The following is a 12,684-nucleotide window of genomic DNA, read 5'->3' as shown; positions in this document are numbered from 1 at the left end:
GCAAAACTTCCTATGTCGGTTTTTACAAAACCTTTTTTTACTTACAGAATACATAATTTGAAAGGTCTGATAATCACAACAAATTTGGGGGTCAATGACGAATTGGGAGGCGAAAGGTAAACAGGGAGGAGGAAGATAAACTGCGTCAATGATGAATGAAGCACATGAACAGGCTTTCAGTTTTTACTGCGATGAACCGCATGTAGCCTGTTAAAAAAAAAGCAGCTGCTCTTTGAAGACATTCGAAGATTTGCCCTTCAGCAAATATTCGGGGATGAAAAGAGTCACTGCTTTTTTTTATCTCTTACAAAGAGAAGAACCTTAATTATTGAGGAATATATACGACAAACTTCGTTTCAAAGAAGTCTTCTTTAAAGTAATCTGCTAGCGGATAAAGCTCTGCTTTCAACCTGGATTCTTTAATTTCTTCATCCAGGTCACCACCTTTCAGGTAAAGAATCCCGTTTGCAATTGCATTTTTGGAGTCTTTATTGAATTTACCTTGAACCCATGGATAGAAGTCAATCAGGCGGGTAACGGCTCTTGATACTACGAAATCGTATTTATCAGTAACCTGTTCTGCTCTCAGGTGGCTTGCTTTCACATTCTTAAGGCCGAGACCAGCAGCAACTTCTGTTACTACTTTGATCTTTTTACCAATAGAATCTACCAGATGAAACTCTGTTTCAGGGAACATAATGGCCAATGGAATTCCAGGAAAACCACCACCAGTACCCACATCAAGCACCTTTGTACCAGGCTTGAATGTACAGAATTTAGCAATTCCCAAAGAATGAAGGATATGGCGAACATATAACTCTTCAATATCTTTTCTGGAGATCACATTGATCTGGGCATTCCAGAAACTGTATAAATCATATAACTGATCGAATTGAGCGATTTGCTCTTCAGTCAGATCTTTAAAATATTCTTGTATTAGCGTTGATCTTATTTCCACTTTACCTTTTTTACAAATATAGACAGAATGCCATTAAACACGAGGAAAATGAATAAGAGAATGTCCAGAATCGGGAAGCACCATCTTAAATCACTATAATTAAGCCGCTTTAAAATGCGGGGATAGATAAAACAACGAATTAAAATACTGAAGCCCAGGATCCCCAAAGCAGGATATAAAGTGGCTTTAAAGAACAGTAATACCGTAAAAAAAGCATAAAACAGGAACTGAAAGATAATCTGACAGGAAAGAATAAACTTATGCTTGCCTTTATACAGCTTTCCGGCACCGAAGTGACGCTTTTTTTGTCGCAGGTAGGCTCCAAAACTGGTGTTTGGCTTCGACCATACCTGAGCATCCTTATTGATTCGGATTTCGGTATTAGCGGCTGTTGCATTCGCATTCACGAACAAATCATCATCCCCGGAAGGAATATGCATGTGAGCTGCGAAACCTTTATTCTTAAAGAAAAGCGTCTTTTTATAGGCCATATTCCTGCCTACCCCCATATAAGGCATCCCTTTAATGGCGTACGACAAGTAATTTACTGCGGTAAAAAAGGTTTCAAAGCGAATTAATGCGTTCAAAATCCCTCTTCTTCTCAGGTATGGAGAATAGCCTAAAACGATGTCTACTTCAGGATTTTCACTTTGCTGCATCCCCATCAACCAGTTCTCTGAAGCTGGAAGACAATCGGCATCCGTAAACACCAGCCAGTTGTTGGAAGCGGCCTTAATGCCCATTGTTACGGCAAATTTCTTTCCGGCGATGAACTTCTCCCCTTCTCTGATGGTGACGATCTTCAATCGTTTATGTTGTTTTGCAAAGTTTTCTAAAAGCTGTCTTGTACCGTCCCAGGAACGGTCATTCACGACAATCACCTCAAAATCAGGGTAATTTTGCTCCAATACGGATGGCAGGTAAGCGGTAAGATTGTCCACCTCATTGCGGGCACAGATGACCACGCTTAAAGGATTTTTTGCCGTTTCAGGGATAGGTTCTACGGGATAAAATGCAAGTTTCAGATGAACGAACAGGCTAAAGTATAGTTGTATTAGGAAACAGAAGATGAATGCGCCCAGCAGGCAGGTCTCTAGTAAGGTTAATTCCACGTTATAATTTTGTACCCTCCAAATTTCAGGTTTTTAATCTGTAAATTCCTTTATGTGGATAAAAATTTAGGGCCATTTATAGCGTTATTTTTGCTATTTTTGGCAGATTTTAGTGGAGCATACAGATTTATGAAATTTACCTTACAGGCAAAAGATACACATTCAAAGGCAAGAGCAGGAACAGTAACAACAGATCATGGGGAGATACAAACCCCTATTTTCATGCCTGTAGGCACAGCCGGGACTGTTAAAGCAGTTCATCAACGAGAACTTAAAGAGGATATTGACGCGAAGATTATTCTTGGAAATACCTATCACCTATACCTGAGACCAGGTTTAGACATTATTGAAAGAAGCGGTGGATTGCATAAATTCATTGGCTGGGACCGCCCGATTTTAACGGATAGCGGAGGTTACCAGGTCTATTCTTTGAGTAAAGTAAATAAGATTAGAGAGGAAGGCGTAACTTTCCGTTCTCATATCGACGGTTCAAAACACCTGTTTACGCCAGAATATGCGATGGACATCCAACGTACTATCGGGGCGGATATCATCATGGCATTTGACGAATGTACGCCATATCCATGTGATTATAAATATGCGGCGAATTCGATCAATATGACGCACCGTTGGTTAAAACGTTGCTGCAAGCGCTTTGATACGACAGAACCTAAGTATGGTTTCAGTCAAACCTTATTTCCTATTGTACAGGGCTCTGTATATAAAGATTTAAGAAAGAAATCTGCGGAATTTATTGCCAGCATGGACCGTGAGGGAAATGCAATTGGTGGTTTATCTGTTGGAGAACCGGCAGAAGAGATGTACGGTATGACAGAAGTAGTCTGCGACATATTACCATACGAAAAACCACGTTATTTAATGGGCGTAGGTACACCAATCAATATTCTGGAAAACATCGCTTTAGGTGTAGATATGTTTGATTGTGTAATGCCAACCAGAAATGCAAGAAATGGAATGTTGTTCACCAGAAACGGTATCATCAACATCGGTAACAAGAAATGGGCAGATGACTTCTCTCCTATTGATGCTGAAAGTGATTTATATGCGGATCAGGTATATTCTAAGGCTTATTTAAGACACCTAATGCATTCTAAAGAGATGTTGGGTGCACAAATTGCGACCTTACACAACCTACATTTCTACCTGTGGTTAGTAAATACGGCCAGAGAGAAAATCATCAGTGGCGAATTTTATGCCTGGAAAAACAAAATGGTGACCATATTAGGTAACAAACTATAAATGAACTTTTTTAAAGGCAGGATTAAAATCATCGACTGGTATATTATCAGTAAGTATTTGGGTACATTCCTTTATACCCTAACGCTTTTTGTTGTCATCATTGTCATCTTTGACCTTTCAGAGAAACTCGACGACTTCCTTGGTAATAACCTGACCTTCTGGCAAGTGGTTTCCCTGTATTATGCAGGGTCTATTCCATTTTATGTCAATATGCTTTCTCCGCTGATCAACTTTATTGCCGTGATCTTTTTTACGGCAAAGATGGCTGATCAGACGGAAATTGTACCTATTTTAAGTGGAGGAGTGAGCTTTAACCGCTTCCTCCTTCCTTATTTCGTCTCCGCGTTTATCATTTTTGCATTCAACCTGGGTTCCAATCTGTACATCCTTCCTTATACCAACCAGATTAAGAACAACTTCGAAAATACCTATATTAAGAAGAATGACCCAAGTAGTAAATCGGACATCCATATGAAGCTGGACCCGAAGACCTATATCTACATGAAGAGCTTTGACAATAAGACTAAAGCCGGAACTCAGTTCTCTTTAGACAACTTCAAAGGCGATGTGATGACCAAAAAAATTGTGGCGGATGAGATCAAATGGGATTCACTGAAACGCTCATGGAAGCTCACTAACTATTCCATCAGAAATATTGACGGCTTAAAAGAAACCATGATAAGTGGTAGCAACATGACAAAAGATACGGTCCTGGATATGCGTCCGGATGATTTTTCGGCCTACGACAATATCTACGAAAACCTGTCTAATAAAGACCTTTCTGAAAAGATTAAGAAGGAAAAAATCAGGGGTTCAGGCATTATGAACGACCTTTTATTTGAACGGTACAAACGATACCTGCAACCTTTATCCGCATTTGTACTGACCCTGATCGGAGTTGCACTGTCCTCCAGAAAAGTACGTGGAGGAGTAGGACTACCTCTGGGAATAGGTATTATCTTAAGCTTCGGCTATATTGTTTTGAATCAGTTTGCGAAGATGTTTTCTCTAAAAGGAGGAATTTCACCATTTTTGGCGGTGATGGTACCGACTATATTTTTCGGCTTACTGGGTTATTATTTACTGAGAAAAGCACCAAAATAAGTGACAACGCCGGTTCAAAACTCTCCAAAAAGAAACCTGTTAATTTTACATGCTACCGTCTTTATCTGGGGCTTTACCGGTATCCTTGGTGCTGTGATCTCTGTTAATGCGGTGCAACTCGTCTGGTATCGGGTATTGATCGCCAGTCTTACTTTGTTTATTTATTTTCTCTGTTCCAAAACCAGTCTAAAGATTTCCAGAAAACAATTTCTGCAGTTCTTTTTTACAGGAAGTATTGTTGCGCTGCACTGGATCCTGTTTTTTTACGCCATTAAGGTTTCCACCGTCTCCGTGACGCTCGTTTGCCTCTCCTCTTTCACGCTGTTTACCGCGATATTAGAACCCCTGATCAAGAAAAAACCGATTTTGGTTCCCGATGTTGTCATCGGACTGATCATTATTCTGGGGATTTATATGATCTTTAAATTCGAATCCGGTTATACATTAGGTATCATTATGGGTTTGTTGTCAGCGCTGGCTTCCAGTTTATTCTCTACCATTAATTCTACTTTAGTACAGAAAAGCGACCCAAAGATCATCGGTTTTTATGAAATGGCAGGCGCGCTGTTCTGGATTACGCTTTACCGTTTATTTGACCAATCGCTGCTTTCTGAGCAATTTGACCTGAGCTTTCCGGACTGGTCTTATCTCTTATTATTGGGCACCATTTGCACCGCTCTGGCTTATGTAGCAGGCGTTTCTGTGATGCGTACCCTATCTGCTTTTCGTGTGGCACTTATTACCAATCTGGAACCTGTTTATGGGATTATCCTGGCTTTCCTTTTCTTTGGCACAAAAGAAACCATGTCGGTTGGATTTTATGCCGGAGCCATCCTGATCATCGGTGCTGTGTTCCTGTATCCGATATACCAAAAACGCAAGAGCCTGAGTTAGTTAAAACAACTATTCCTCCCCCTCAAAACATCCCTTTTCATCTCCAAAAAAATAACTATATTTCAACTCTGATCCCTGACCTTCAAAGGTATAAACCCGGGGAATAAACCACTGGTTTCTCAAATAAAAAGGAAAGACCCGAGTAATCAAAGATCAACCTGAAAAGAATTGAAAAACTGTAAAAAATCAAACCTTCCAGTAAAGCAAATAATGAAGAAATATCCTGTAAATAAGCAGCTAATCATCAGCATTACCGCTTCATTATTATTCAGTTTAACCGGACCTGCCAGCTTTGCCCAGATTTTCAACTCGGAACAAAACCCATTCCGTGTAAAATGGAGACAAATTAACGCCTCAGGTTTCAGGATAATCTATCCTATAGAGTTGGAGAAAGAAGCACAGCGAATGTCTAACACGATGACTTCCATTTATCCGTATGTAGGTGCTAGTCTGGGCGAAAAAAAAGCCAGTATCCCCATCCTGCTTCAAAACCGGGGTGTAATTGCAAACGGCTTTGTTCAGCTGGCACCAAAAAAATCGGAATTCTATACCACACCTCCACAACAATTCGACAGTCAGGATTGGCTAAATAACCTGGCGGTTCATGAACTTCGCCATGTGGCACAATTCGATAAACTTACCGGCGAAAAAGCACATCCATTTCCGGAGACGGTTTACTTTGCCTGGCTTGGCGTAAGCATCCCGTTATGGTATTTTGAAGGAGATGCAGTGAGCATAGAAACCTCGCTGACCACTGCCGGCCGTGGAAGAATTCCTTCCTGGATCATGCCCTACAGAACGCAACTGCTGGAAGGGAAAAACTATTCTTATACCAAATCTAATTTCGATTCAGAAAAAGACCTTACTCCGGGTTATTACCAACTCGGTTATACGCTGGCATCCCGAATTCGGGAAAGTGCAGGAAAAAAAGTATTCGATGATGTACTTACAGACATCAAACACCACCCTATCCGTCTTTATCCTTTCTCTAAAAGCCTGAAAAAATTTAGCGGAAAAGGGACTACGGAATGGTTTCAGGAAAACACTAAAAAGCTGAGGGGAGAATGGACAGCGCAAGCAGGGAAAACACCTTCAAAAGTTTACCCTGCCCTGAATAAAAAACCAAATTATGCGACCAGCTATTTTCTGCCGGTAAAAATTAATGATCAGGAGATCCTGACCTTAAAACAAAGCAAGGGAAAAACCCCTCATTTTGTGATCATTACTCCGGATAAAAAAGAAAGGAAACTACTTTCCATCGGCATACAGGAGCAGCCATGGTTCAGCTATGCGAATGGCGTATTGGTTTGGGATGAAATCAGGTATGATCCCAGATACAAGCAGCAGAGTTATAGTGTGATCAGCAGCTATAATTTAGCGAGCGGCAAGGTTCATAAGCTCAGCTCCAAAAGCAGACTCTTCTCTCCTTCAATATCTGCGGATGGGAAAAAGGTGATCGCGGTGAAGTATGACCTGAGCAATCAGGCTAACCTGATTGAACTGGATGCCAAAACCGGCGCAGTCCTCCATACTTATCCGAATCCGGAGAATTTGATTCTGCAAACCCCGTCCTTTAGTCCGGATGGCAAAGCAGTGGCCTTTGTCTCGGTAACAGAGCAAGGAAAATCACTCTCCCGGGTAGATCGCAACGGAAAAACGGAGCTATTGATCCCCGCTACCCAACAACAACTAAGCAGACCTGTTTACTTTTCCAAAGGAATTGCGTTTAATGCACACTACAACGGAATTGACAACATTTACTACATTGATCCCATTACAAAAAAAATAAGCGCGCTGAGCGCAGCCAAATATGGCGCCTTTAACCCTTCCTTTGCTGCTGATGAAAAGTCTATGGTTTTCAACAACTATGGAATTGATGGTTATGAAGTTACAGAAAGTAATATTCAAGCGGAAGCTCCGGGAGAAAACCACTTTGTTTATCTTGGGGAAGCGGCAGAAAAACAAGAAAACACGGGTAATGTGTTTGCGCACATTCCGGACAGCAGCTATACTTCAAAACCTTATGGCGGATTAAAAAGCCTGTTCCAGGTGCATAGCATCAACCCGGTTATTGAAGATGAATATCGCGGCGGACTACAAATCAACTCCGACAACCTCCTGAATACGATGAATATTTTTGCCGGTGTCAATTACTTCCGTGACCTTGGCCGCTTCGAATACAATGGCGGGTTCACCTATAAAGGTTTTTACCCGATATTGGGAGCTACTTACCGAAACAGACCCAAACGCGCCTTCTACAACAGTTCAAATGGAGTCCAACAGGGCGATTGGCGGGAAAACGACGTTCAGTTGTCGGCAATTTTACCCATCAGTCTGAACGCCTTAAACCACAATTACAACTTCTCCCTATCTACCGCGACCAGTTATACCAAAAGATATAGTCCTGAAAACATGCCCAATAATTACATCACTACTTTGAAATTCCCGATGGAGTACAGCTTTAGCTTTACACATAGCATCAGACAATCGGAAAGAGATGTTGCTCCTAAATGGGCGCAGATACTAAGGTTTTCCTACCTGCATCAGCCCTTTGATGCCCAGTTATCAGGAGATATTTTTGCCGCAGAGAGTTTTCTTTATTTCCCGGGAATTGCCAGAAATCACTCTTTCCTGGCCAATTTCAGTTTTCAACGCAGTTCCGGCGTCAGAAAATTTGACCAGCAGATCAATACCGTTTACGGTTACAACAATATTCCGGCAATCAATATCCTTAAGAACACGCTATTGCTGAACTATCGTTTCCCTATTGCTTTTCCGGATGCAGAACTGGGCGCATTGGCGTACGTGCGAAACCTTCGCGGCGGATTATTTTGTCATTATGAAAACCTTGGAGAGGATACAAATCTTAGCCAGCCTAAAACGTTTGGCTTCGAATTGCGTAGTAGTATGAACTTACTTCGCTATCAGCCGGTGGTGGATGTAGGAGCCAGAGTCGTTTTTGTAAACAAAATGTATCACCAAAATCCTATCTTAGAACTAATTTTAAATTATAGCTTTTAACACATGCGAGCCAAAACCATTTTCATTATCATCTTTACCGTCCTCATTACTGTCTTTTTAATGATCAATACTGATCAGGTAAGCTTTGATTTCATTTTCACAGAGGCACCAGTTTCTAAGCTTTTAGTGATTGGGATTTGTACTTTTATTGGCTTTATACTTGGTTATATGGCCGGGCGACCAAAAGTTACCATCAGTACTTATGATAAAGAAAGTCCCCTGGAAAACCCAGAGGACCTTAAAAAATCTATCAGCGATGAAGATCGCGATTATATCAGTTAATATTAGTTTAGCGCCTGTTTGATATCCCCAAGAATATCATTAATGTGTTCCAACCCAATTGACAAACGAACAGTTCCTTGTTCAATACCAACCTCCAGCCTTTGCTCTTCCGTTAACTTCGAATGAGTACTGGTTGCAGGATGTGTAGCAATAGATCTTGTATCTCCAAGATTTGCAGAGATCGAGAACATTTTCAGGTTGTCCATAAATTTCCCGGCAGCAGCTGCGCCACCTTCAATCACCAGGGTTACAATACCACCACCCTGTTTCATTTGCTTTTTAGCAATGTCATACTGAGGATGAGAAGGTAAGAACGGATATCTTACTTGTTTAATTCGTGGGTGACTTTCTAAAAATTCAGCTACTTTCAACGCATTTTCGCAATGTCTGTCCATACGAACAGCCAGAGTTTCTAAACTTTTCGACAATAACCAGGCATTAAATGGTGACATTGCCGGCCCACTATGTCTGGCGAAGGCTTCAATTTCCAGGATCAGTTTGTGTGAACCTAAAATTACGCCCCCTAGTGTACGACCTTGTCCGTCGATAAACTTTGTTGCCGAGTGGATAGAAATATCTGCACCTAATTTAATAGGCTGTTGCAGGTATGGTGTTGCAAAACAGTTGTCTACCACTAATAATACACCATGTTTTTTTGCCAGTTTCCCCAACCACTCCAGGTCGATAATATCGATTCCAGGATTAGAAGGTGTTTCTACAAAAATGATTTTTGTATTTGGCTGAATCCCTTGCTCCATTTGTTCTGGTTTATCCAGATCCGCATAGGTATAGGAAATCCCCCATTTTGGGAAAATATTATTAAGTAACTGGTGCGTAGATCCAAAAACTGATCTGCTGGCCAGTACATGATCGCCGGATTTTAAAAAAGCAGCGAATGTAGTAAAAATAGCAGCCATACCGGTTGCCGTTACCCATCCTGATTCTGCACCTTCTAAAACGGCCATTTTATCAATTAATTCAGAAGTATTCGGATTGGCATAACGGCTGTAAACGTTGCCTTCCTTCTCATTTGCAAACAAAGCGCGCATTTCTTCTGAATCGTCAAACTTATAGCTTGAAGTCAGGTACAAGGGCACAGAATGCTCTTTAAAATGGGTTCTCTCGGCTTGTAAGCGTATGGCCAGGGTTTCGAAATTCTCTTCTTGGTTCTCTTCTTGCATTTTGTTATTGATGAATAGTATATGTAAAGTTGATGGTTGCCGAGCGTCCTAAAATATTGGATACCGAGCAGTATTTATCGAAAGTAAGGGCCAGTGCACGTTCTACTTTTTGAACATTTAAAGCGCCGTACATATCGAAATGAATGTTGATTACGTCAAATATCGGCGGCATTTCTTCCGTTTTTCTGGTCGCCGTGATTTTGATTTTAACATCATCCAGTGGCTCTTTTTGTTTAGTCAGGACATTTACCATGTCGATTCCGCTGCATCCGCCAAGACCAATCAGTAGCATTTCCATCGGGCGGAAACCTTTTCCTTCTCCACCGATTTCCAGTTTCGCATCCATTTCTACCTTAAAACCGCTAGAGTTTTCTGCTTCAAAATTAAATTTATCGTTTTTTCTTATCAGGTTGATTTCCATAGTTCACTAAACGTTATAAAATACTTTATTGGTTCTTTCGAGTTCAAGAAGTTGCACTGGCGCTTCAAATATGGCATATACAGCTGATCCGCTGCCACTCATGGCCGCGTAGATTGCGCCCTGCTGATAAAGATGCGCTTTGACCGCTTCGATTTCGGGGTACTTCAAAAACACAGAAGCCTCGAAATCATTTTTCAGATTCGCTTTCCATTCCCTCAAAGGCAAATGTATTAAATCTTTTACCGATGTACCAGTGTCTGTAACCTTTATTCCTGCATAAGCTTCGGCAGTAGAAACATGGAGATCCGGTTTCACCAATACCAGAAAATAATTGGAAAGGTCTAGCTGAATTTCGGTAAACTCATCGCCTTTTCCTTCAGCATACCTGGGCTCATTTTTGATAAAAAAGGCGCAATCTGCACCAAGTTTTCTGGCATAATCCTCCATTTGAGGAATAGAAAGTCCGAGTTTAAACTTATCATTCAGGAGTTTAATGATAAAAGCACCATCCGCAGAACCGCCACCCAATCCTGCACCTACCGGAATATTTTTCAGCAGACAAAGGTGTTGTGGAGGAAGGTCGAAATCTTGTTTCAGCAGCAGGTAAGCTTTCAGACAAATGTTATCTTCTACTGCTCCGGGAACATCAATGCCTTCCAGGGTACAGCTTAAAACGTCTGCATCCAGGGTTTCGACTACGTCGTATAACCTCACCGGATAAAAAACGGTTTCAATATTATGGTATCCATCCGCACGTTTTCCGGTTATCTGTAAACCAAGGTTAATTTTAGCATTAGCAAAGGCAAGCATCCATTCTGATTTTGTAGCACAAACTTACAAAATCAAATTTTCCCTCTTGTACATTAATTAAAAATTCAGAAAAACAGCTGAATAACGGAAATAAGGGATCCTAAGTGTCGGGCTGTATATGTTGGATATACTTACTTTGGAGTGATTAATTTCCTTACTTTTGCAGCGCTGATCTCAGCAATAGGAGAGAAATCAGCCTCTTTCCTAAAAAATATAATGCTACTTTTAAAAAATACTACATAGCAAACGTCTGCTTGCAGGCGAAAGAAGATTGCCAATACATGAAACAATATTTAGATTTAATGCAGCACGTGCTGGATCATGGCACACAAAAACATGATCGCACCGGAACCGGAACCATCAGCGTGTTTGGTTATCAGATGAGGTTTAACCTACAGGAAGGCTTTCCAATGGTGACAACCAAAAAATTACACCTGAAATCCATCATCCATGAATTGATCTGGTTTTTAAGTGGTGAGACCAACATTAAGTACCTGAAAGATAATGGTGTAAAGATCTGGGATGAATGGGCAGATGCTGATGGCAACCTTGGACCTGTATATGGTTCACAGTGGCGGTCATGGCCAACACCTGACGGACGTAAAATCGATCAGATCAGCCAGATCATCCATACGATAAAGAACAATCCGGATTCCAGAAGAATTATTGTGTCCGCATGGAATGTCGCTGATATCGAAGAAATGGCCCTACCACCCTGCCATGCCTTTTTCCAGTTTTATGTCGCAGATGGTAAACTAAGCTGTCAATTGTACCAAAGAAGTGCAGATATCTTTTTGGGAGTTCCGTTTAATATCGCATCTTACGCCTTATTAACCATGATGGTTGCCCAGGTATGCGGACTCGAATGCGGAGATTTCGTTCATACACTTGGTGATGCCCACTTGTACAATAACCATATAGACCAGGCCAGACTGCAATTGAGCAGGGAGCCAAAAAAATTACCGCTCATGAAGATTAACCCGGAGGTCAAAGACCTGATGGATTTTAAATTTGAAGATTTTAACCTGGAGGGATACGAACCACACCCCCACATTAAAGGAGCTGTTGCCATATGATCGTTTCCATTGTAGTCGCCATTGCCGAAGATAATGCCATCGGTAAAGACAACCAATTGTTATGGCATCTGCCAGCAGACTTAAAACATTTCAAGGACATTACCAGTGGTCACACCATCATCATGGGCAGAAAAACCTATGACTCTATCGGCAGGCCACTTCCCAACAGACGTAATATTGTGATTACCAGAAATCGCGAACTGGAGCTTCCCGGAACAGAAATCACCAATAGTCTGGACGAAGCACTGGCCCTTTGCGAAGGCACCGGAGAGGTTTTTATCATCGGCGGTGCAGAACTCTACAACCATGCTTTAGCGCTCACAAACCGGATTTACCTGACCAGAGTACACCAAACCTACGAAGCAGATACTTTCTTTCCGGAAATTGATGTTGAAGAATGGAAAGAGGTCAGTACAGAAAATCATCTTCCGGATGAAAAAAACAAGGTAGCTTACACGTTTTCAACGCTTGAACGCAAATAGTTAAGCTCCGGCAATAAAAAATTGAGAAGGTGGCCTATTATTTAAAAAAATAATTAGATTTGCCGACTTGTTAAAAAAATATA

The 12,684-nt window shown here is 41.2% G+C and carries 12 protein-coding genes; 7 read left to right on the top strand and 5 right to left on the bottom strand.

Annotation, left to right across the window (positions count from 1 at the left end):
* Nucleotides 1-325: 325 nt before the first annotated feature.
* Together rsmG and OQX61_RS11665 are read right to left on the bottom strand one after the other, a co-directional pair.
* Nucleotides 326-958: a 16S rRNA (guanine(527)-N(7))-methyltransferase RsmG gene (gene rsmG / locus OQX61_RS11670; RefSeq protein ID WP_265841852.1), complete on the bottom strand. Its 633-nt coding sequence runs from the start codon at nt 956-958 to the stop codon at nt 326-328.
* The gene (locus OQX61_RS11665; RefSeq protein ID WP_265841851.1) at nt 949-2,070 is read right to left on the bottom strand and encodes a glycosyltransferase; all 1,122 of its coding nucleotides are present in this window, start codon (nt 2,068-2,070) and stop codon (nt 949-951) included. Before OQX61_RS11665 ends, rsmG begins: the two co-directional genes overlap by 10 nt.
* 129 nt (nt 2,071-2,199) lie before the next feature.
* Here OQX61_RS11665 and tgt point away from each other — a divergent pair, with 129 nt between their 5' ends.
* The 5 genes from tgt (at nt 2,200) to OQX61_RS11640 (ending at nt 8,631) form a co-directional block, all read left to right on the top strand.
* Nucleotides 2,200-3,330, top strand: a complete 1,131-nt coding sequence (tgt, locus tag OQX61_RS11660; RefSeq protein ID WP_265841850.1) for a tRNA guanosine(34) transglycosylase Tgt — start codon at nt 2,200-2,202, stop codon at nt 3,328-3,330.
* Nucleotides 3,331-4,434: an LptF/LptG family permease gene (locus tag OQX61_RS11655; protein ID WP_265841849.1), complete on the top strand. Its 1,104-nt coding sequence runs from the start codon at nt 3,331-3,333 to the stop codon at nt 4,432-4,434.
* Entirely contained in the window at nt 4,435-5,328 is an 894-nt protein-coding gene (locus OQX61_RS11650) for an EamA family transporter (protein WP_265841848.1), read from the top strand.
* A gap of 210 nt (nt 5,329-5,538) precedes the next feature.
* Nucleotides 5,539-8,349 carry a hypothetical protein gene (locus OQX61_RS11645; RefSeq protein ID WP_265841847.1) on the top strand — a complete coding sequence of 937 codons (2,811 nt, stop codon included), beginning with the start codon at nt 5,539-5,541 and terminating at the stop codon, nt 8,347-8,349.
* A gap of 3 nt (nt 8,350-8,352) precedes the next feature.
* Entirely contained in the window at nt 8,353-8,631 is a 279-nt protein-coding gene (locus OQX61_RS11640; protein WP_265841846.1) for a hypothetical protein, read from the top strand.
* 2 nt (nt 8,632-8,633) lie between these two features.
* Here OQX61_RS11640 and OQX61_RS11635 read toward each other — a convergent pair whose 3' ends face one another.
* The 3 genes from OQX61_RS11635 to ispE are packed head-to-tail and all read right to left on the bottom strand — an operon-like array spanning nt 8,634 to nt 11,043.
* Nucleotides 8,634-9,812, bottom strand: a complete 1,179-nt coding sequence (locus OQX61_RS11635) for an aminotransferase class I/II-fold pyridoxal phosphate-dependent enzyme (protein ID WP_265841845.1) — start codon at nt 9,810-9,812, stop codon at nt 8,634-8,636.
* Between the two features lie 4 nt (nt 9,813-9,816).
* The gene (locus OQX61_RS11630; RefSeq protein ID WP_265841844.1) at nt 9,817-10,233 is read right to left on the bottom strand and encodes an OsmC family protein; all 417 of its coding nucleotides are present in this window, start codon (nt 10,231-10,233) and stop codon (nt 9,817-9,819) included.
* A 6-nt stretch (nt 10,234-10,239) separates the two neighbouring features.
* Entirely contained in the window at nt 10,240-11,043 is an 804-nt protein-coding gene (gene ispE / locus OQX61_RS11625; RefSeq protein ID WP_265841843.1) for a 4-(cytidine 5'-diphospho)-2-C-methyl-D-erythritol kinase, read from the bottom strand.
* 281 nt (nt 11,044-11,324) lie between these two features.
* On the opposite strand from ispE, the gene OQX61_RS11620 reads away from it, so the two are divergent.
* Together OQX61_RS11620 and OQX61_RS11615 are read left to right on the top strand one after the other, a co-directional pair.
* Nucleotides 11,325-12,119 (top strand): thymidylate synthase, encoded by a 795-nt coding sequence (locus tag OQX61_RS11620; RefSeq protein ID WP_265841842.1) that lies wholly within the window; start codon nt 11,325-11,327, stop codon nt 12,117-12,119.
* On the top strand, nt 12,116-12,601 hold the full coding sequence (locus OQX61_RS11615) for a dihydrofolate reductase (RefSeq protein ID WP_265841841.1): 486 nt from the start codon (nt 12,116-12,118) through the stop codon (nt 12,599-12,601). Before OQX61_RS11620 ends, OQX61_RS11615 begins: the two co-directional genes overlap by 4 nt.
* The last annotated feature ends 83 nt before the right edge of the window (nt 12,602-12,684 follow it).

The organism is Pedobacter sp. PLR, from assembly GCF_026239675.1.
Lineage (GTDB): Bacteria > Bacteroidota > Bacteroidia > Sphingobacteriales > Sphingobacteriaceae > Pedobacter.
The sequence above is the reverse complement of the archived record's forward strand: the minus strand, read 5'-3'. Positions and strand labels throughout refer to the sequence as shown.